The sequence below is a fragment of the Streptococcus halitosis genome, from assembly GCF_023147855.1.
GTDB lineage: Bacteria > Bacillota > Bacilli > Lactobacillales > Streptococcaceae > Streptococcus > Streptococcus halitosis_B.
In genome coordinates this window covers 57879-78584 of sequence record NZ_JAHXOP010000001.1, presented here as the reverse complement: position 1 = coordinate 78584, position 20706 = coordinate 57879, and the positions used below count along the sequence as shown (strand labels likewise).

At 39.8% G+C, this 20706-nt stretch carries 18 protein-coding genes and 1 other annotated feature; of the genes, 1 reads left to right on the top strand and 17 read right to left on the bottom strand.

The genetic code is table 11. The features are described 5' to 3' along the window. The first annotated feature begins 175 nt into the window (after positions 1-175). Positions 176-1522: an NADP-specific glutamate dehydrogenase gene (gene gdhA / locus KZX55_RS00390; protein WP_045617352.1), complete on the top strand. Its 1347-nt coding sequence runs from the start codon at positions 176-178 to the stop codon at positions 1520-1522. A gap of 96 nt (positions 1523-1618) precedes the next feature. Here the strand turns inward: gdhA and KZX55_RS00385 are convergent, their stop codons facing one another. The 17 genes from KZX55_RS00385 to KZX55_RS00305 form a co-directional block, all read right to left on the bottom strand. After that, positions 1619-2263: a TetR/AcrR family transcriptional regulator gene (locus KZX55_RS00385; protein WP_248022729.1), complete on the bottom strand. Its 645-nt coding sequence runs from the start codon at positions 2261-2263 to the stop codon at positions 1619-1621. A gap of 16 nt (positions 2264-2279) precedes the next feature. Beyond that, positions 2280-3284 (bottom strand): NADP-dependent oxidoreductase, encoded by a 1005-nt coding sequence (locus KZX55_RS00380; RefSeq protein ID WP_084851448.1) that lies wholly within the window; start codon positions 3282-3284, stop codon positions 2280-2282. Positions 3285-3496: 212 nt separating this feature from the next. After that, positions 3497-3865, bottom strand: a complete 369-nt coding sequence (locus tag KZX55_RS00375; RefSeq protein WP_002878245.1) for an EXLDI protein — start codon at positions 3863-3865, stop codon at positions 3497-3499. Between the two features lie 62 nt (positions 3866-3927). Next, complete coding sequence (locus tag KZX55_RS00370) at positions 3928-4830, bottom strand: DUF2268 domain-containing protein (RefSeq protein ID WP_084851450.1); 903 nt, start codon at positions 4828-4830, stop codon at positions 3928-3930. A 162-nt stretch (positions 4831-4992) separates the two neighbouring features. Further along, on the bottom strand, positions 4993-5559 hold the full coding sequence (locus KZX55_RS00365) for a hypothetical protein (RefSeq protein WP_000443018.1): 567 nt from the start codon (positions 5557-5559) through the stop codon (positions 4993-4995). A 372-nt stretch (positions 5560-5931) separates the two neighbouring features. Beyond that, on the bottom strand, positions 5932-6300 hold the full coding sequence (gene rplL, locus KZX55_RS00360) for a 50S ribosomal protein L7/L12 (RefSeq protein ID WP_001196962.1): 369 nt from the start codon (positions 6298-6300) through the stop codon (positions 5932-5934). 71 nt (positions 6301-6371) lie between these two features. After that, positions 6372-6872 (bottom strand): 50S ribosomal protein L10, encoded by a 501-nt coding sequence (gene rplJ / locus KZX55_RS00355; RefSeq protein WP_001287266.1) that lies wholly within the window; start codon positions 6870-6872, stop codon positions 6372-6374. Positions 6873-6910: 38 nt separating this feature from the next. Further along, positions 6911-7046, bottom strand: a sequence feature (ribosomal protein L10 leader region). A 62-nt stretch (positions 7047-7108) separates the two neighbouring features. After that, the gene (locus KZX55_RS00350; RefSeq protein ID WP_248022727.1) at positions 7109-8368 is read right to left on the bottom strand and encodes a TRZ/ATZ family protein; all 1260 of its coding nucleotides are present in this window, start codon (positions 8366-8368) and stop codon (positions 7109-7111) included. A gap of 114 nt (positions 8369-8482) precedes the next feature. Beyond that, positions 8483-10231: an ABC transporter ATP-binding protein gene (locus KZX55_RS00345; RefSeq protein WP_248022722.1), complete on the bottom strand. Its 1749-nt coding sequence runs from the start codon at positions 10229-10231 to the stop codon at positions 8483-8485. 1 nt (position 10232) lies between these two features. Continuing rightward, positions 10233-11957, bottom strand: coding sequence for an ABC transporter ATP-binding protein (locus tag KZX55_RS00340; RefSeq protein ID WP_248022720.1), 1725 nt, complete (start codon positions 11955-11957; stop codon positions 10233-10235). Positions 11958-12016: 59 nt separating this feature from the next. Beyond that, positions 12017-12955, bottom strand: a complete 939-nt coding sequence (gene msrB, locus KZX55_RS00335; RefSeq protein WP_057489370.1) for a peptide-methionine (R)-S-oxide reductase MsrB — start codon at positions 12953-12955, stop codon at positions 12017-12019. A 248-nt stretch (positions 12956-13203) separates the two neighbouring features. Then, a complete protein-coding gene (gene thrB, locus KZX55_RS00330; RefSeq protein WP_248022718.1) occupies positions 13204-14073 on the bottom strand; it encodes a homoserine kinase in 870 nt (289 codons plus the stop codon). Between the two features lies 1 nt (position 14074). Beyond that, positions 14075-15361: a homoserine dehydrogenase gene (locus KZX55_RS00325; RefSeq protein ID WP_248022716.1), complete on the bottom strand. Its 1287-nt coding sequence runs from the start codon at positions 15359-15361 to the stop codon at positions 14075-14077. Between the two features lie 147 nt (positions 15362-15508). Beyond that, a complete protein-coding gene (gene mecA, locus KZX55_RS00320) occupies positions 15509-16249 on the bottom strand; it encodes an adaptor protein MecA (protein ID WP_000782700.1) in 741 nt (246 codons plus the stop codon). A 185-nt stretch (positions 16250-16434) separates the two neighbouring features. Continuing rightward, complete coding sequence (locus KZX55_RS00315; protein ID WP_432654197.1) at positions 16435-18888, bottom strand: MBL fold metallo-hydrolase; 2454 nt, start codon at positions 18886-18888, stop codon at positions 16435-16437. A gap of 196 nt (positions 18889-19084) precedes the next feature. Continuing rightward, a complete protein-coding gene (locus KZX55_RS00310) occupies positions 19085-19900 on the bottom strand; it encodes a LicD family protein (protein WP_248022712.1) in 816 nt (271 codons plus the stop codon). After that, positions 19901-20704 carry a LicD family protein gene (locus KZX55_RS00305; protein WP_248022710.1) on the bottom strand — a complete coding sequence of 268 codons (804 nt, stop codon included), beginning with the start codon at positions 20702-20704 and terminating at the stop codon, positions 19901-19903. Positions 20705-20706 lie beyond the last annotated feature (2 nt).

The window sequence follows — 20706 nt, the reverse complement described above, 5'->3', positions numbered from 1 at the left end:
TCTAATATTATACCATACTTTAAGATTTTCTCTTTGAGAAACTAATTTCTATATAAAACGTTCGGTTTTGTAAATTGAAAGAATTTTTAGAAAATTTCTGTTTTTTCTTTACACTCAAAAAAAATTCTGCTATAATGACTCATGTAATAAAATATAACAACAAAAGGAGAACGATATGACATCTGCTAAAGACTATATCCAAAGCGTGTTTGCAACTGTGAAAGCTCGTAACGGGCATGAGGCTGAATTTCTCCAGGCGGTTGAAGAATTCTTCAGCACTTTGGAACCTGTATTTGAAAAACATCCTGAGTATATCGAAGAAAACATCTTGGCACGTATCACTGAGCCTGAGCGCGTAATTTCTTTCCGTGTTCCTTGGGTTGACCGTGAAGGCAAAGTCCAAGTCAACCGTGGTTACCGTGTTCAATTCAACTCAGCTGTTGGACCATATAAAGGCGGACTTCGTTTCCACCCAACTGTAAATCAAGGGATCTTGAAATTCCTTGGCTTCGAACAAATCTTTAAAAACGTTTTGACTGGACTTCCAATCGGTGGAGGTAAAGGTGGATCAGACTTCGATCCTAAAGGGAAGACTGATGCTGAAGTGATGCGCTTCTGCCAAAGCTTTATGACAGAATTACAAAAATACATCGGACCATCTCTTGACGTACCTGCTGGTGATATCGGTGTTGGTGGACGTGAAATTGGTTACCTTTACGGACAATACAAACGTCTTAACCAATTTGATGCGGGTGTCTTGACTGGTAAACCTCTTGGATTTGGTGGTAGCTTGATTCGTCCAGAAGCAACTGGTTATGGTTTGGTTTACTACACTGAAGAAATGCTCAAAGCTAATGGTAACAGTTTTGCTGGTAAGAAAGTGGTAATTTCGGGTTCTGGTAACGTAGCTCAATATGCTCTTCAAAAAGCAACTGAACTCGGCGCTACTGTTATCTCTGTATCTGACTCAAATGGTTATGTCATTGATGAAAATGGTATCGACTTCGACCTTCTAGCAGATGTGAAGAATAACCGTCGTGCACGTTTGACTGAGTATGCAGCTGAGAAAGCAACTGCTACTTACCATGAAGGTTCTGTATGGACTTACGCTGGAAACTACGATATTGCTCTTCCATGTGCGACTCAAAATGAAATCAACGGTGAAGCTGCTAAACGTTTGGTTGCTCAAGGTGTTATCTGCGTATCAGAAGGTGCTAACATGCCGAGCGACCTTGATGCGATTAAAGTCTACAAAGAAAACGGAATCCTTTATGGACCTGCCAAAGCTGCCAACGCTGGTGGTGTAGCTGTATCTGCACTTGAAATGAGCCAAAACAGCCTTCGCCTTTCATGGACACGTGAAGAAGTTGACGGCCGTCTCAAAGACATCATGACAAACATCTTCAACACAGCTAAAACAACTGCTGAAACATATGGTCTTGGTACTGATTACCTTGCAGGAGCAAATATCGCTGCCTTCGAAAACGTAGCAAACGCGATGATTGCACAAGGTATTGTTTAAAATTCATTTGCTCAATCCTCAATCGTTATGATTGGGGATTTTTATGTTGGCTTCAAAAAAGCTCACCATTTAAAATAGTAAGCTTAAAATCAAGATTTATTTTACCTCTACTAAGGCAAAAGACAGGCATTCAACTATTTCATTTACTGCTTCATCTATGTCTAGGTCCTCATTATCATTCAACATCATTGGAAGAGCATAAGAAAGACTCAAAGCTAGAATATAACGAACAATTCTTTCATTTGACCAATCTCGGATAACACCATTTTCTTTAAACTGATTCAGAACTGGACTAATTGGCTTAATGATAGAGTGAATAATAACATTCCCTAACTGGTCAGAAATAGTTTTATCAATAAAAGAACGGTTCAAGAGAATTTTAACTTGCATTTGATTCTTCTGAATGAAAACTAGTCTATCTCGAACAATACTTCTTAAAAATAGTGGAAAAGACTCTTGGTTTGCTGTAAATTTCTTCTCAGAAAAATCAGCAATTACATCTGGAATAACCTGTTCGAGAAAAGTTGACAGAATAGCTTCTAAGATGCCTTCCTTGGTCTTAAAGTAACTAAAAACGGTCCCTTCTGAAACTCCAGCCTCCTTAGCAATAAGGCTGGCTGTTGTATTTTCAAAGCCAATTTCTGAAAATAGCTTTAGACTTGATAATAATACTTGACGTTGTTTTAAACTCAAGTTGCTATTTTCTAATGTCTGGGCATACTTTTGTTCTAAACTTTCCATTGCTGGCACCTCTCTGCTACCCTCTTACTTTTACAACCTTCTTACCTCGAGTGTGTCCCGACTTCAGACTACGATATGCCTCTCTAACAGACTTTAGAGAAAAATCATAAACCTGATCAATATTCAGCCGAACCTTCCCATCTGAGACCATTTCCGCTAGAACTCTAAAATCATCATATGTGGAATGTCTCGGACCCGTGAACTGAGCTCCTCTTATCATAACATATGGTGAAGGTACTAGCGTTCCAATAGCCGTGCCCTTCAATCCCAAACTGAAAGCCAATTTAACATAATCACTTCCATAGCAATCCAAGAATTTTGTAATTGGCTTTGGACTTGCTGATAGAAGAGCATTCTGGATGTTCTCTTCGTAAGCTACTGGTATGGCACCTAAGGACTTCAGGTATTCTGAATTTTTCTTACTTGCAATTCCGATAACCGTTGCACCCTTAGCAACTGCATACTGTACTGCGATACTTCCAATACCACCTGCTGCTGCTGAAATAACTACAACATCTTTAGAGTTTAGCTCAATCTTTCTAAAAGCACCTCCCACTGTTAGAGAGGCTACACCCATAGTAGCTGCATGGTTCATATCAATCATCTCTGGTTTCAATACAATTTCCGATTCATTGACACAAATTTCTGTTGCCAAAGCTCCCTTCTTGGTGCCTAATCCAGGGTCACTGATCATTGTTCCAAAAACCTTATCCCCTACTGCAAACCGACTTACTCCTTCACCAACTTCTGTGATAACTCCAGCAAAATCCCGACCAATACCTCTTGGAAAAAGAGATGATTTTGACTCAAACCAATGACTTGGCTTCCTTAGTTTCGTCATAAAAGATAGAAAACGAAGTGGCTTTGCACCCTCAAAAGTTTTATAATCAATAGGATTTAAACCAACTGCATAAACTTCTACCCTAACTTGATTCACTTTCAAAGAATCAGATTTAATGTTCACTAAATCTAACACTTCTTCATCACCGAAACGACTATATTGTATTGCTTGAACAACCATTGTATGAACTCCTTACACATCTAAAAAAAATTGAGTGAGCACTCAATCATTTTTTCTTGATTATACACTTATTCTTCATAGATTTCAACTATACCGTTTCCACAGCTTCTAACAAAAGCTGTTCATGATAAAAATAGATCTATTTTTCCTTATGAAAGATTATCAAACTATAACTCAAAGAAATCCGACTGCTTATAAAAGCAGCCGGATTTTTATATATCTAATTTTTCAAAAAATTTGCCTGTTGACTGCTTTTCTTTTAACTTCTCCAGCAGCTCATTTTCCAGAAAAGGACTTAGTTCGTCAAAATCTTGACAAACCTTAAAAACAGTCTCTCTATCTATATGGCCAAAAGTTAGTTCATAATAGTCCTTATGATGATGCCAGTTCTGGTCATAATTGATATCTTTCCGTTGATAGTAAACAATATTTTGCTTCGATGTCAGGTAAAGCTTCTGCGTCAGAATGCTTTTCTGATCTTTGGACAGCTTGCTCCGACTGAAAATTTTAACTCCTTGAAAAATCTTGCGCTCATGGATACCCTGATTTGTGACTTTCAATTCAACTCTTTTATAGTGCATATAGTCACCTCCAAAAATTACTTTCATTATATCAAACTCTGGCAGATTTGCAAGCAAAAGTATCATTTCCAAAAGTCTTTAGTCGCCTCTAGAATCTCTTCCGTTGATGTCACAGTAGCCTCAATAATGCTCTTACCAGTCTTTTTCAGATAAGCTTGTATCAGATGATAGCCATAAGCATAGCCTGCAGCATAGGGCATACCGACTGGTATCTGACCCTGTATCTCAGCTATTTCATCACCGTAAAGATAAGGAGCCATTTCCGCCATCCCTGTTAGCTGAAGCTGACTTGAGATGATGGGCTTAATCTCTTCTAACTGCTCTGGACTGGTTGAAGTGACCCAAGATCCGATGAGATCTTTGCCATAAAGCTCAGCTGCAAAAGACTCTGCCAATCCTTCACTGACTACCCAGTCTGCTAGTGTCGTCTGCTGGTTCCATTTGATAAATTGGAAGCGGACATTATGATTGCACTCGTGGGCCAGAGCCGCTTGCACACGTGGCAAAGTATAGTCATTCGGTAGCAGACTAAGCATGAGGTAACCTGGAATTCCACCATCTCCGCTATAACCCTTATTGAGCTGTAACATGGCCTTTTCAGGGTTGCCCAATAAAATAGTAAAATGGTAATCCTCAACCTCTAAATCATAGCCAGCTTGCTCAAAAAGACCAATACTCCTCTTGATGGTATCTTGACAATTTTGCCAGAGTTGATCAGAACTTAGAGCGTCGATAGCCGGTCTATCCTTTTCCGAGAGAGTTGCAGGCAACTGATTCATAAAGCCAAGTAGAAACAGAGCATCAAATCCTCCAGGATACTTCGCTTTTAAAGGAATGTGTTGAGTTTGGTATTTCGTTGCAAAAGGTGCTAATATTTTGGCTCGAAAGCAACCTTCTCTCTTTTCTAAGGGTAGCTCTAGCATCTCTTGATAAACTTTATCTGAACGAATCATATTGATTTTCATAGTAATCTCCTTTCTTATCTACTATTAGTATAATCCCTTACCCAAGGTCAGGGTCAAGAAGAAAATTGAATTTCTATCAAAATTCTAGTAACTTTTGGAAAAAATGACATACTAAATCTTTCGTATCAGACTATAATTTCAAGTAGGTTTACCCATTTTAAATCAAAACGATCGAGGTTTTTTTGAAGCTTCATCTTCTATCAAAACTTCTTCTTCCATAGCATTTTTTATTTTTTTGCCCAAAGATAATAACGTTTCTACATCAGAGGGTTTGCTTGTCCCGAGAGGATTCCAAGTAGAAGATGATAAATTTTCATATTCCTTAGACCGAACTCGAAATTTAATGTTATCCCCCTTGGTGTCTATGTCTACATTTAAGGCTCTCGCCCCCAGTTTAGGCTCCTTATTTTTTATCCTACAGAAAATAACTTCTCCTGATACAATCTCCTTTCCATCACACCAAATCCTAATATTTCTTCCAGATAATTCTACGACAAAATTCTTCACTAGACTACCTTGTATTTTTTTAATTAAAAGAAAACTAATACCAAAAAATACTAATACTATCGTATAAAGAAAAAGAGGTTGTGATTTAAAAAAATCATTCAGTTTTAAATAGAATATAGCCAACTGTATTCCCAATACAGGAAGCATGAGGAACATGGGAAAAAGGATACCAATTATTATATCTGATTTTGCTGTTGTCGCTGTAAATTCATATCTTTCCATCAATATCACCTTTATAACATTTCCTTTTTATAGGACATTAATCCCATACTAAGACGGATGCATCAGGGAGTTCAATCTCCCTTTCCCCTAGCAAAGATAAATTTTGAACTATTCTAAGGATATTGTACCACTATTTCTGCAAAAAATACCTTAGCAAACATAATCTCCTTCCACAGATACATCATCGATTTATCGAGCGTTGGAGTTTGATTGACATGGTTCTCTAATCAAACTCCAGAACTTTATGATGAAAATCTTATGGAACAACTGGAGACACTTCATAAATTTTCTCTTTTCAATTATAAAGAAAAACCGCTAATCCTAAGAATAGCGGTTTAATCATGTTTTTAAGCTACAAATGTAGTTGCTCTATTATTTAAGAGTAACTGAAGCTCCAGCTTCTTCCAATTTAGCTTTGATTTCTTCAGCTTCTGCAGTTGGAACGCCTTCTTTGATGACACCTGGTGCACCATCAACAAGTTCTTTAGCTTCTTTAAGTCCAAGACCAGTGATTTCACGTACAGCTTTGATAACGCCAACTTTTTTGTCACCAGCAGCTGTCAATTCAACGTCAAATGAATCTTTAGCAGCACCAGCGTCAGCAGCACCAGCTGCAGCTACAGCTACAGGAGCAGCTGCAGTTACACCAAATTCTTCTTCGATAGCTTTTACAAGGTCGTTCAATTCAAGGATTGAAGCTTCTTTAATTTCAGCAATAATGTTTTCAATGTTCAATGCCATTGTTATTTCCTCCAAATAAGTTTTTAATTATAATAGTTTTTCGTAGCTATGCTACGCTGCGTAGCTTAAGATTAAGCTGCGTCTTCTTTGTTGTCTGCAACCGCTTTGACTGCAAGAGCAACGTTGCGCACTGGCGCTTGAAGTACAGAAAGGAGCATAGAAAGAAGTCCTTCGCGGTTTGGAAGAGTTGCAAGAGCAACGATTTCTTCTTTAGATGCGACAGCGCCTTCAATTGCACCACCTTTGATTTCAAGTGCTTCAGCGTTTTTAGCAAAGTCGTTCAAGATTTTCGCTGGCGCGATAACATCTTCATTAGAAAATGCTACGGCAGATGGTCCAACAAATACTGATGCAAGATCTTCAAGACCAGCTTTTTCAGCTGCACGACGCAAGATTGAGTTTTTAATAACTTTATACTCAACTTCGCTTCCACGAAGCTCACGACGAAGAACTGTATCTTGATCAACTGTCAAACCACGAGCGTCTACAACGACGATAGATGCAGCAGCTTTCATTTTTTCAGCTACTACGTCAACTAGTTCCGCTTTTTTAGCAATAATTGCTTCACTCATTAGTGTGTTCACCTCCGTAATTATTTTGCTTGGGGAATTTTTCCAAAAGAAAAACGCGCCCAAACCTAGACACGAAAGTACAATACGCTTCTTTTTACATGATACGTTTTGTCCTCGGTAGGATCTTTATGAGTCGAGCTCCCCTACTGTCTTAGGCAGTTTTTTCAAACCGTATATAAGTATAGCATAGACAAAAAAAGAATGCAAGATTTTTGCAAACTTTTTTTGAAATTTTTTTAAATTTCTACTGTCAAAACTTGACCTTCCTTGACAACCTGCTCTCCTGCAATATAGACATCATCAACATCACTGGATTTGACTGCGTATACGAGGTGAGAGAGCATATTTTCCTGAGGTTGGAGATGGATTTTTCCTTGAGGATTAATGACCAGAAAATCTGCCTGCTTACCAACTTCCAGACTTCCTATCTGATCTTCCATCCCAAGAACCTTAGCACCTTCTATCGTTAGAGCTTTGAGAGCTGTTTCGATAGGAAATTGGCTGGCATCTCCACTCTTCATTTTCTGAAGGAGGGCTGCTGTCCGTCCTTCCTCAAACATATCTAGATTGTTATTGGAAGCAACCGAGTCAGTCGCAATCCCCACTGCTACTCCTGCTTTTTGGAGTTGGATGATTGGAGCGATTCCTGAGGCCAGTTTTAGATTACTGATAGGATTGTGGGCGATAGCCACATGAGAAGTTGCCAAACGTTCAATTTCTTGTTCGTTTAGTTCGACCCCATGAGCAAAAACAGACGGATGATCTAAGTAACCCAGTTCTTCTAGAAAGGCGAGGGGGCGTTTGCCATAGCGTTTCAGGATAATTCCTGATTCCTCCTTGGTCTCCGCCACATGGATATGGATGGGAATGTCCAGCTCTTTTGCCATATCTAAGCTCGCTTCTAGCAAGTCTCTACTACAGCTATACGGAGAATGTGGAGCTACCATAACCTTGAAATTTGGATTTTCATATCCTAAGATTTCCTCGATGATGGCTCGAGTTCTCCTTATGGTCTCAGCAGTTGTTTCTGCTTCTGAAGAAAAGAGGGTCGGTGAGAAATAACAACGCATCTTGGAAGCCTTGACTGCCTGATAAATTCTCTCAATATCCACACCATTGGGATTATACATATCGTTGAAGGTTGTTGTCCCTGACTGGAGCATCTCCGTCAGAGCTTCTTTAACCGCCTTGGTAGTCATGTCGGGAGTAAACTCAGTTTCTGCTGGCCAGATATAGTCATTGAGCCATTCATGGAGATTGCTGTCATCTCGGATTCCTCGCAAGCCTGTCATAGCAGAATGGGTATGGCAATTAACCAAACCAGGCATAATCCAGGCTCCTTGATAGTCTATAATCTGCTCAGCTTGCTCCAAAATCTCTGGCTTCTCTTGGCCGACATAGACAATTTGAGAGTCCTTAACGGCTAAGACACCATCCAAATAAACATGGAAATCTTGGTCACAAGTCACGATATTTACATGCTGATAGACTTTCATTATAGGCTCCTTTTCTATAAGACAATTTACAGTGAATAATTTTTCTAGCTATTGTAACAAAAAAGTCATACAAAGGCAACTTTTTTTGTCCATAAGATTTTAAAATAGAAAGGATTATTCAGAGCTAAAAGCTGCTGCTTTTTGCATTTGGTAATACTTGCCCTTTCTAGCCATGAGCTCCTGATGATTGCCATGCTCCACAATGTCACCATCTACCAAGACAAGAATCAAATCCGCATCCTGAATTGTTGACAAACGATGGGCAATGATAAAGCTTGTGCGCCCCTTCATCAGTTTGGCAAAGGCATCCTGAACTAGAACTTCTGTCCGTGTATCGATGGAGGAAGTCGCTTCGTCTAAGATAAGAATCTTTGGAATAGCTAGAAAGACTCGGGCGATGGTCAAGAGCTGGGCTTGCCCAACAGAGAGAGATTCTCCTGCATTTTCCAACTTGGTATCGTATCCCTGTGGCAACTGTTGGATGAAAAAGTCTGCGTTAGCTGCTTTTGCAGCAGCAATCACCTGCTCCCAGCTGGAATCAGGATTTCCAAAAGCAATATTATCATGAATGGTCCCTTGCTTGAGCCAGGTCTCCTGGAGCACCATCCCAAACTGCTGTCTCAATGACGCTCGGGTATAGTCGTAAATGGAATGACCATCTAACAAGATATCTCCTGAATTTATAGGATAAAAACGCATGAGAAGATTGATAAGAGTTGACTTCCCAGCACCTGTCGGACCAACGATGGCCACCTTGCTACCAGCAGGAATGTCAATGGATAAAGCCTTAATCAAGACCTTCTCAGGATGATAGCCGAAAGAGACGTGTTTAAAGGAAATGGCTCCCTTCACTTGGTCACTGATCAAGATTTCCTTACCTGTTTCAGACACCTCAGGACTTTCTAAGACGGCATAGACACGCTCTGCGCAAGCGAGGGCACTTTGCAACTCGGCTAGAACTGAAGAAATATCATTAAAGGGCTTGGTGTACTGTTGGACATAGTTCAAAAAAGTCACTAAACGCCCAATGGTCAAGGTTGAACCCATCATGATACGATAGGCTCCCACTCCAGCAAGAAGGGCATAAATGAGCGCATTGACAAAGCGAGTTGAAGGATTAACCGTTGATGAATAAAAGATGGCTGACTGAGAATAGCCTGCATAGTTGGCATTCGCCTCGTGCAGTCTTTGGATAAACTCTGTCTGAGCATTGAAGGACTGGATAATAGTTTGCTGGCTAAGAGACTCTTCAATCAACTGAGTCTGAATCCCCCTGGTCTCTGTTTGCTTCTGAAAGAGATGATAGGAGCGTTTGGCAATAAAGCGTGAAATCACCATAGACAGTGGCGTCAACAGCAAGACCAAGAGAGTCATGAGAAGGTGAATTTGGAGCATGGCTAGAATACTAACCAAAATCATCAAAACACCAATGAAAAATTGGTTAAAAATCATGGTCAAGCCAGCTGCCAACTGTTCGATGTCTGTGGTTACACGACTAACCATCTCTCCACTTCCTTGCCTATCTACAAAGGCAATCGGTAAACGATGGAGCTTATGAATGATTCGCTCTCGTAAATCTTTAGTATAAGAGAAGATTAGGCGATTATAAAGAAGAGGATTGGCCCATTGAACTAGGGTATTTCCTATGACCACCAAGATCATCTGGAGAAAAATCTGCCAAAAAACTAGCGAAGAACCAGCCACTAGGACCTGGTCAATGACCTGCCCGATCAGAATAGGTAGGTAGATTGATAAGCCAACCTGGGTAATAGTTCCTAGAAAGGCTAGGAAAAGAAGGAAAGGATGGTTTGCTAAATCTACGGCTAAACGTTTGAGCGTCTGGTTTGCGGTTTGTCGTCTCATGCTAGTCCTCCTTTCCATGTTGGGATGCATTGATTTCACGATAGACTTGGCTAGTTTTCATCAAGTCCTCGTGCTTGCCGATAGCTAGAAGCTCCCCTTTTTCCAAGAGGAGAATCTGGTCAGCCATCTGTAAAGTCGAGGTTCGTTGAGAAATCAAGATTAGGCTCGTGTTTGGCAGATTTTCTCTAATAGCTTTCAAGAGCTTGGACTCAGTGATGGTGTCCAGTGCCGAGGTCGCATCATCTAGGATGAGAAATGGAGCTTGGCGCAATACCGCTCGAGCGATAGACAGCCTTTGTTTTTGTCCGCCTGAGAAATTTCGTCCTCCTGCCTCAACTAGGGCATCCAAAAGTCCTTCCTTTTCACTGACAAAATCCTTAGCTTGCGCAATCTCCAAGGCCTGCCAGAGTTCTTGGTCAGACACTTCTCGATTAAAACCCAGAGTCAAGTTGGAACGAATAGTTCCCTTAAAGAGTTCGACTTTTTGAGGCACATAGGCAATCCAAGACCGCCACTGCTCAAGATTACGAGGACTACGTCCATTTCGATAAAGGTCAATGCTCCCCTTGTCTACCGGATAAAGTCCAAGTAAGACTTGCACCAAGCTTGATTTACCTGAACCAGTTCCCCCGATGATACCAAGGATCTGCCCTTGATTCATATCAAAGGAAATGTTTCTCAGAGAAGGCTGGGCCGCATCAGGATAGGTAAAGGTTAATTCTTTGACTTGCAAAACCCAATCACCGGTAGCTTGCTTTTCTTCTAATTCTGAAAAAATATCTTCTGGAGCTTCGGTAAAAACTTCCTCAATTCTCTTGGCTGAGATATAGGACTGGTTGAGAGAATTTATCAGCATGGCGAGCTTAACCAATTCCACCAAAATCTGTAAGATATAGTTGATAAGGGCAATGAGGGCACCTTGACTGAGTAAACCTCCTTGAATTGAAATATAGCCCTGCCAGATGATGACGAGAAGAGTTCCATTAACAATCAGATAGGTCAGAGGTGTTAATAAACTAGACCAGAAGCCTGTTTTTTCTTGCAATCTAGCATAAAGTTGGTTAAGGGTTTGAAAAATCTGTAACTCTCGTTTTTCCTGGCCAAAAGCACGAATAACTCGCATGCCTTGTAATTGCTGGCGCGTTTCCTGAACCAGCTGATCCGTTTTCTTTCTGAGACTACTGTAGAGAGGATTGACCAGCCGAGATAACCCGACAATGACAATCGTCAAAATGACAACCATAACTAAAAACCAGAAAGTCAGCTCAGCCGAGATGCGATAGGCCATAAAAATGGCACCAAAAACGATAATAGGCGCTCGCAAAAAGAGGCGCAGGAATTGATTGATCCCAGTCTGAATCTGGTAGGTGTCCGAAGTCAAGCGGGTCACCAAGCTAGAAGTTGTCAGACGATCTCTGCTATCCTTTGGCAAGGAAAGAATATGACGATAAAGGTCGTCTGTCAGTTCCTTGGCGAATCCAACCGCTGCCTTGGCTGAGTAAAACTGGGCTACCAAGGCCACTAAAACACCAATCACTGCAAAGACAAGGAGTAGGCCAATCTGCATCCAGAGATGGCCTTGATCTCTCTGGGGCAAGGACTGGTCAACAATCCCAGCAATCACCATGGGAACCAAGAGTTCAAAAACAGCTTCAAGTAGCTTGAACAAGGGAGCCAAAATTGATTCTTTGATATAGGGTTTGAAGTAAGATAGTAAGTGTTTCATAAGTCCCTTCTATTCTTATTCTGGAAATGAAGAAAGTGGGAAGACCCACCCTCTCAGTTTTATTTATTTAAGTAAGGCAATAGATAGCCATATCCTGCTTTTTCCATCTCATCCTTGGCTACAAAGCGCAAGGATGCAGAATTAATACAGTACCGCAGGCCACCTAATTCCTGAGGTCCATCTGTGAAAACATGACCCAAGTGAGCATTTCCTGATCGAGAACGAACCTCGATTCGCTCCATTCCATGGCTCAAATCCTTGTAATAGTGAATCAATTCCTTAGAAATCGGACGACTAAAACTTGGCCAACCACAACCTGAGGCAAACTTATCCTTAGCAAAAAAGAGTGGCTCCCCTGTCGTGATGTCTACATAAATCCCCTCTTCAAAAGTTTGGTCATAAGCATTACTAAATGGAGCCTCTGTAGCAGCTTCTTGCGTAACACGATAAGACTCTTCAGTTAAGCTTTCCTTTAACACCTCTTGACTAGGCTTTTCATAGTTAGAGGCGTCAATCAATGGCTTATCAGCATCCGTCACATCGATATGACAATAACCTGAAGGATTTTTCTTGAGATAGTCTTGATGGTAGTCTTCTGCTAAAATGTAGTGGCGAAGTTTCTCCACCTCTACTGCAATCTTTCGACCCAGCATACGCTCCTGCTCCTGCACCACTGTGTAGATAGCTGGCAAGTCTGCTTCATCTTGGTAATAAATACCAGTACGATATTGGCGACCACGGTCATTCCCTTGTTGGTTAATAGACAAGGGATCAATGACACGGAAATAATAAAGTAAAATTTCTCTGAGTGACACTACTTTCTCATCATAAATCACTTGAACAGTCTCTGCATGGTCTGTTTCCTTGAGCAACTGGTAATTGGTTGTTTCGACTTGGCCATTAGCGTAGCCGACACTGGTTGCTAGCACTCCAGAAATACGTGAAAAATACTCCTCTAACCCCCAAAAACAACCACCTGCTAGATAAATTTCTGCCATCTTCTTTCTCCTTTATCAAGTTTTTAACCAATACTCTTCAAAAATCTCTCCAAACCACGTCAGCGTAGCCTTACCGTATATATGTGACTGACTTCGTCAGTCTTATCTACAACCTCAAAACACTGTTTTGAGCAGCCTGCGGCTAGCTTCCTAGTTTGCTTTTTGATTTTCATTGAGTATAAACTTCTTTTCAAAAAAAGGATAGGAAGTCCTCTGATCGAGACTTTCCCCATCCTATCTTCTATTCTTTATTTTTCTTCAACACGGACACCTTGGGTATCAACTTTCAAATTATGAAGTTTGCCTTTGAAAGACTGCTTTTGCAATTCTGCCTTAATCGCGGGCATCTTGTCATGAGAAGCCAAGACCATAACTGTTGGCCCGGCACCAGAAAGATAGGTTGCATAGGCACCATTCTCTTTGGCTACTTGCTTAATCGTTGCAAATTCACGGACTAGACTTTGACGATAACGCTCGTGGAAGAGGTCTCCCTCGATTGCTTGTCCAGCTGTCACCATGTCTCCTGCCAACAAGGCTGCAACAGCAACATTTGCGATAGAACTAGCTGCAACTGCTTCCTTGTAGGGCAATTTTTTAGGCAAGACACCACGACTGTCTCGAGTACGCAATTCATAGTTTGGAATGTAGGCTAGGAAATCACACTCTGGGAAGTCTGCTACGATAGCAGAGACTTGCCCTTCAACGGAACTTGCAATAACGAGTTTACCATAAATGGCTGGAGCAACATTGTCAGGATGCCCTTCAATCTTGGTCGCCAGCTGCAATTTGTCTTGGTCGGATAAATTGAGCTTGCCCAGTTGATTAGCTAGTTCAATTCCAGCAACAATAACAGAGCTTGAAGAACCCAAACCACGCGCTAGGGGAACATCACTGGTCATTTTCAAGCGTCTCGGTTGTAAGTCTGGCGCAATTTGCAAGGCAATTTTAAGCAAAAGATTGCGCTCATCATGGGGAATCCATTTGCCAATCTGGTGTTCAATCAACCACTCATCTCGTTCTTCACAGACCTCAATTTGAAGATACTTGGTTACAGCTACACCGACCGAATCAAAACCTGGCCCGATATTGGCACTTGTTGCAGGTACAATAATCTTCATCCTAGTCTCCTAACACCTTGAATGTATTCAAGAGGTCAAATTCTGAAGCTTTGGCCAACCCAGCTGAAACATTCTCAAGTTGTGCTTTATTGATCTTATGTGTAATAATCACTACACGCGCCTTGTCACCCTCTTTGCCATCTTGGAGGATTTGCTTGAAGGAAATATCTTGAGCATTAAAGATTTCAGCAAGTTTCAAGACCTGACCTTTTGAATCTGGTGCCAAGATTGAGAAATAGTAGTTTGCTTTAACATCTTCTGGATTTGCCAAAACCAAGTCACGGCTGTATTCGTTGAAGTCTTTTCCAATTGTTCCATCATTCAAACGACGAACGATACGGACAATATCCGCCACAACACTTGTTGCAGTTGGTTTTTGACCCGCACCTGGTCCGTAGTACATAGACTCACCGATGCCGATAGACTCCACAAAGACTGCGTTCATTACCCCATTGACACTAGCAAGTGGATGTGCTTTGGGAAGGAAGGTTGGAGTTACTTCCGCAGCAATACCCGAAGGAGTTTCCTCGATAGAACCTACCAATTTCACTACATAGCCCAGGTCTTGGGCTACAGCTACGTCTTCTGGTGTGATGTTGCGGATTCCCTTGTGGGCTACATCGTCAAAGGCAACCTTCATCCCAAAGGCAAATTGGCTCAAAATCACCATCTTGTAGGCTGCATCAATCCCATCCACGTCATTTGTAGGGTCGCTTTCTGCAAATCCAAGTCTTTGAGCTTCAGCCAAAGCATCTTCATAAGACCAGCCTTCTTCCACCATCTTGGTCATCATGAAGTTAGAAGTTCCGTTAACGACACCAAGAACGCGCGTGATTTTATCAGAAGCCAATGAATTTGCTAGAGTGCGAAGAATTGGAATCCCACCAGCAACAGCTGCTTCGTAGTAAAGTGCTACATTATGCTCTTTAGCGATTTCTAGCAATTCTGCACCATGGACAGCCAAAAGGTCCTTGTTAGCAGTAACAACGTGTTTCCCAGCTTCTAAGGCACGAGTGATAAAGGTTTTAGCTGGTTCGATACGCCCCATCAATTCCACTACAATAGTAATGTCCTTGTCTGATAAAATATCGTCTACATTGGTTACAAAGTTAAAGTCATTTCCTGCAGCAAGCAAGCGGTTCTTTTCATCTTCATCCTTGACCAATACCTTGGCTACTTCAATCTCTGAATGAGCTGACTGAACGATTTTTTCTCCATTTTCCTTTAGGAGGAAAGGCACGCCACTTGCAACGGTACCAAATCCAAGTAAAGCAATTTTAACTGTCATGTTTGTCTCCTAGAAATTTTCTGATATAGCCATTATAACAGAATTTTATGAAAATTCCTATTATAGTAAATCACTATTTCAGTCTGGTAAAGAAAAAACGAATCCCATGATTCGTCTTTCTTGATAAATGAAAATTGATTTTAAAAATTATGAACAAATCTTTTGCAGACCGAGAACTGCGTCATGGTTAATCAATATTTGCCCATACTCTTGCAAAACGGAACGACTGATGTCACTGTCATCTGCAAACTCACGCATACGAGCCAAGAGCCAGGCTGGATATGGACTTGGATGATTTTCCACATCGACTAAGATTGTCAAATAGTAGTGTCCATTCATCTTATAGAGTTCAGATGTTTCCATCTGGTAGTTAACCGTCTTTGCAAAAGCAACTAAGTCAGCAAGACTTGTAAAACGCAAGATATAGTAGATATAAGGTTCTTTCTTATTCTCCGTCTCCTTGTCTGCCTGCTCTTGCTCTTCTTCCTTTGCTTCGACCTGCTCTAGAGATTGGATGGCCTCAATATCGTCCTTGGTCTTATCTGCAATGCTCTTTTCCAAGGTTTTGAGAAATTCATCTGGCGACATTTGGGCTAATTCTTCCATGTCTGGTAGATCCGCCAAATCTTCAAAATCCAGATTTTGGTCAATCTTGGACTTGGTCACAAAGACGTCGACCTTATCAGGTTTTGGCGTCACGCGGAAACTCAGCATGCCACTATCCAAGAAATTGTCTGGCATCTCTAACTCATCTAAAATAGCATAGAAAAACTCTTCGGTTTTTTCCTGAGGAACGAGAAAGTCTGCAATCTCCATTCCCCGATCCATCAAATCATCTAAAGTCATTGTGATTTTCAGTGTTGTATCACTGATTTGTTTCATCTTCATATCTAGTAACCTCATACTTTCAGTCTATCTATTATACTAGATTTTTACGATTTTATCAAAAGAATGAAGCGAGAATATTGTATATTTAGAGTTAACTTTATAATATTAGCGTCAATATAAAACTTAAAAAACACCTTAAAATCAGGTTTAGTCCTACCTGCTTCTAAGGTGTTTACACATCACATTTATTCCTCAATCATATGGTGTGAAGAATTATCCTCAACATGAGATGAATTCTCAGTCGAACTAGAAGTTTCAGTTATCTGTTCTTTCTTATCTTGCTCCACTGCTACCGTGGTTTGACTTATTTTCCAAATTCCTTCTTCGTTTACTTTGTAACCATCAGGTGTTGTTGCGTTCTTCAACAAAGAACCATCAGCTTGGAAATAGTACCAATTACCATCAAGCTGTTTCCAACCCGTTTGCATAGCTCCTGACTCATCAAAGTAATAATGTTCACCATTTACTTTATGAAGGCCCACCAACATGATTCCATCTTCAGGATTTAGATAATACCAGACGCCTTTGTCTTTTATCCAACCAGTTTTCATGGATCCATTTGATTCAAAGTAACGATAATGATTATCAAACCATTTCCATCCAGTTTGCATGACTCCAGATTTGCTAAAGTAATATTGCTTACCATCTACTTGATGAAGGCCGACTAACATAACGCCTTCCTTACCTTCAAGATAATACCACGCATCACCATTCTTCAACCAACCAGTTTGGAGTGCGCCCGACGTAGCGTAATAATGCCAAGAATCATTTGACCACTGCCATCCAACTTGCATAGTACCTGCTGAGCTGAAGAAATAGTTCTTACCGTCAATTTCTTTAGAACCTACGACCATGATACCTGTTTCAGGGTTCAAATAATACCATGATTCATTATCTTTCAACCAACCAGTTTTCATAGCTCCAGAACTTGCAAAATAGTTCCAGTGACCATCAACAAAGGCCCAGCCTGTTTGCATGGCACCACTGGCATTCAAATAGTAACGGACACCATTGATATCTTGGCTTCCAGTTAACATGATGCCATCTTTATCCAAATAATACCATGTTTCCTGATCCTTGACCCAGCCGGTTTTCATAGCTCCAGAACTTGCAAAATAGTTCCAGTGACCATCAACAAAGGCCCAGCCTGTTTGCATGACACCTTCTTGATTAAAGTAGTATGTGCTTCCATTGATATTCTTTTTACCGACAGTCCGTAATCCATCCTCATCATAGAAATACCAATCTGAGTCAATCTTTTGCCAAGTTGAAGGATTACCTGCTGTTTGGAGTGCACCACTTTCGCTAAAGAACATCTTCTTACCATTAAAGACTTGATAGCCTGTTAGCATCTTACCATCTTTATCAAATAGGTATTTCTGCCCCGCAATTTCTAAGAGTTCATTATAGCTTCTTGCTCCCGTTGATGTGATATAGTACCAATTACCATCTTGGTTAAACCAACCAGTTTCTCGCATGTCACCGTTGTTATTTAGGTAATACCAGTTTCCATCAATTTTTTCTCTAGAATCTTTCAAATGCAACCATTTGCCAGCTTGCATTTGTCCTTGTCCATTAAAGAAATAATAAACACCGTCTATTTTTCGCCAACCAATCGTCATTTCATCATCGGACAAGCGATATTTCCAGTAACCATCTTCTTTATACCATTTTTCTCTAACTGTCGGTATATCAGGAAAAACTTCCGAAACGTTAGTAAATCCTTCTTTATCTATATCAAAAACAGTCGCATCTTTGGTATGACTATAAGCTTTTACTATTTTTATATTCTTTTCTCGAAGTAGAGCTCTAGTGGATTCACGATTAATATCTGATCCACTTGTCTGAACAACAATACTTGGTGATAAATTATTAATAAAGTTAACTGTATTTGAAATTGTCGCATCATAATGATGGTTCCATTTCATCATATCAACCTTACCGATAACCGGGCCTAACTTATCTTCTGCTCCTTCGGCATTGTCCAAATCTCCACCTAGATAGATTCTCTTTCCAGCTACAGTAACAACAGCAACTATTGAGTTTGAATTATCATCGAAAACCTTTTTAAGCTTTCCTTCACTGTCATACTCATTTTTGTAGTTATAAAGCTGAATATCCATATCACCCATGGTAAAGTGGCTGTCGTTGTCAGAGATATCTTGTATAAGATTTACACCACGTTCAAGAGCTGTTTTAACCGCATTATCATAGTTATAGAGATTATCCCACAACCTCCACTGTGTTGTAATGCGTTCATCTGAGTATCTTTTCAGATAAAATTTATCAACAGGATAATGTTTTAGTACTTCATCTGCAGAACCAATATGATCACTGTGGACATGAGTACCCAAAATAAAATCTAATTTTTCAACACCAACCTGTTTCAGATGACGGAACAATCGATCCTCTAAAACTTGATCATTGTCCATGGTAATTCCCCACCTATCTGGATAACGTGGATTGCTTCCATCTGGGAAATCATAATCCTCACCCATATCAATTAAAGCAAAGTGCCCTTTGCTTTCTAAGAGAATGGCATCACTCCCTGACTTAGATTTTAAATTAATAAAGTGGATTCGATTACCATCCCCTGCGGAAATGGTATCCGCATCGACTGATGATAATTTGGCAGTCATAATTAAAGTACATATGAGAAAACTAAATAATATTAACTTTCTTATTTTTGTATTCTTCATTGTATATCACACTTTCCTTTATCATTTCTATGAACCATCATTTTAGCCTATTTTCATATCCTGCTTTGTATATGAATAGTACTATCCTGATTTTCCCAATAAACACTCAAAAGACTCGCTCTCCTATGAAACTGGGCTACTTCTCTATCTTACGATAGGCTTTTATACTATGGCTATACCACTCCTGCATTTCTTTTGATGGAGGAGTCATATAATCACCATACATCTGTGTTAAAAAGGCATCATAATTTTTAGGAATTGGCATCATTCTCCCTTCAAATTCTGTTAAAATCAGTTCTTTAAAGGTCCCTACTGGAAAGACTTCTTTCATTTTTTCTTTTCCAACTCCAACAGCTCCTTCATAAGTAGGATTTTCTGTCACACTATTTTTTACTAATTGATCGATTTTCTTATAGAAATATCTCGGATTAACAAGTCTGAGAGGATACCACGTACACAATCGAAGAAAATCCTTTAATTTGCTATCTCCGTGAACCGCACGTTCTTTTTTGATATAGGCAAGCTGACGCAAGGCAACATATTTATAGCTCTTATCAACGATGCTCAAATCTGAAAATTGATCGATTGGAAAGACATCAATAAACAAACTAGTATCATGACGCTTATACTTTACATTATCCTCAATGACAGTTGATGTATCTAAAATAGCTGCAAAATTATGGAAATACCAAGATGAAGTATCATAGGAAAGGACTTGATAAATAGGATGCTGGTCCTCTTCAATAGCTTTCAATAAACGTTCATAGTCCTCTCTATACAGAGAAATATCAATGTCATCATCCCAAGGAATCATGCCTTTATGACGAACAGCTCCCAGCATTGTTCCATAGCTAAGGAAATAAGAAATATTATTTTTTTTACAAATTTCGTCAATATAGTCCAAAATGCCCAGTTGAATAGTTTTAATCTCATTTTTTTCTAAATACTGCATTTAATCCTCCAATTTATAAGCTTCAAATTCATGGATATAAATCTGTTTTTCTTTAGGTGGCACTGTCATATAATCATCATAAAACTGTTTTAAAACAGTATCAAAATGTTTAGGCGCTGGAAGAACAAGATGTTCAAAAGGCGTTTCAATCGGTTCATCAAACATATCTCTTGGAAAAATTTCCTTTTCCTTAGCTTTTGACGGAATGAAAGCTATATATTTCCCATTCTCAACCCTATATCTTTGAATTTGCTTTTCGATTTGATTAGCGAAGAAGCGTGGAGAAACAGGGCGAAGAAGAAGCCAGAATAAAGTACGAATCAAATCTTTTAACTTGCTATCTCCATAAACAATATTCTTATACTTACTGAAGGATAATAGTTTAAAACTCTCCAACTTATAGCAGACATCAACTACCTTAGTATCATTAAATGTATCCATCGGAAAAATATCAATGAATACACCCGAATCATAAGTTTTTGTATTTCTCGTATCAATTATTTTTGTTGTAGGATCTACAATTTTGATAAAGTTATTAAAATATTGGTCATCCGTTTCTAACGAGAGAAGTTTATATCTTGATTGCTTCTCACTAAATAACTGAATAAACTTTTCATAGTTTTCACGAGTCATAGAAAGGTCTATATCATCATCCCAAGGAATAAATCCCTTGTGTCGAATAGCACCAATCAAGGTTCCATAGTTAATACAATAGTTGATGCCGTGCTCCTTACAAAAGGAATCTATAAAGTCTAAAATATCAAGTTCAAGCTTTTTAGCTTCTTCAATGCTTAATTTTCTCATAT

Excerpts from the sequence above, each read along its gene's own strand:
- KZX55_RS00305 (WP_248022710.1), bottom strand. The coding sequence starts at position 20,704 with ATGAGAAAATTAAGCATTGAAGAAGCTAAAAAGCTTGAACTTGATATT.
- gdhA (WP_045617352.1), top strand. The coding sequence starts at position 176 with ATGACATCTGCTAAAGACTATATCCAAAGCGTGTTTGCAACTGTGAAA.
- KZX55_RS00370 (WP_084851450.1), bottom strand. The coding sequence starts at position 4,830 with ATGAAAATCAATATGATTCGTTCAGATAAAGTTTATCAAGAGATGCTA.
- KZX55_RS00385 (WP_248022729.1), bottom strand. The coding sequence starts at position 2,263 with ATGGAAAGTTTAGAACAAAAGTATGCCCAGACATTAGAAAATAGCAAC.
- KZX55_RS00340 (WP_248022720.1), bottom strand. The coding sequence starts at position 11,957 with ATGAAACACTTACTATCTTACTTCAAACCCTATATCAAAGAATCAATT.
- rplJ (WP_001287266.1), bottom strand. The coding sequence starts at position 6,872 with ATGAGTGAAGCAATTATTGCTAAAAAAGCGGAACTAGTTGACGTAGTA.
- KZX55_RS00345 (WP_248022722.1), bottom strand. The coding sequence starts at position 10,231 with ATGAGACGACAAACCGCAAACCAGACGCTCAAACGTTTAGCCGTAGAT.
- thrB (WP_248022718.1), bottom strand. The coding sequence starts at position 14,073 with ATGAAGATTATTGTACCTGCAACAAGTGCCAATATCGGGCCAGGTTTT.
- KZX55_RS00365 (WP_000443018.1), bottom strand. The coding sequence starts at position 5,559 with ATGGAAAGATATGAATTTACAGCGACAACAGCAAAATCAGATATAATA.
- KZX55_RS00380 (WP_084851448.1), bottom strand. The coding sequence starts at position 3,284 with ATGGTTGTTCAAGCAATACAATATAGTCGTTTCGGTGATGAAGAAGTG.
- KZX55_RS00350 (WP_248022727.1), bottom strand. The coding sequence starts at position 8,368 with ATGAAAGTCTATCAGCATGTAAATATCGTGACTTGTGACCAAGATTTC.
- KZX55_RS00325 (WP_248022716.1), bottom strand. The coding sequence starts at position 15,361 with ATGACAGTTAAAATTGCTTTACTTGGATTTGGTACCGTTGCAAGTGGC.
- KZX55_RS00375 (WP_002878245.1), bottom strand. The coding sequence starts at position 3,865 with ATGCACTATAAAAGAGTTGAATTGAAAGTCACAAATCAGGGTATCCAT.
- mecA (WP_000782700.1), bottom strand. The coding sequence starts at position 16,249 with ATGAAGATGAAACAAATCAGTGATACAACACTGAAAATCACAATGACT.
- KZX55_RS00310 (WP_248022712.1), bottom strand. The coding sequence starts at position 19,900 with ATGCAGTATTTAGAAAAAAATGAGATTAAAACTATTCAACTGGGCATT.
- msrB (WP_057489370.1), bottom strand. The coding sequence starts at position 12,955 with ATGGCAGAAATTTATCTAGCAGGTGGTTGTTTTTGGGGGTTAGAGGAG.
- rplL (WP_001196962.1), bottom strand. The coding sequence starts at position 6,300 with ATGGCATTGAACATTGAAAACATTATTGCTGAAATTAAAGAAGCTTCA.
- KZX55_RS00315 (WP_432654197.1), bottom strand. The coding sequence starts at position 18,888 with ATGACTGCCAAATTATCATCAGTCGATGCGGATACCATTTCCGCAGGG.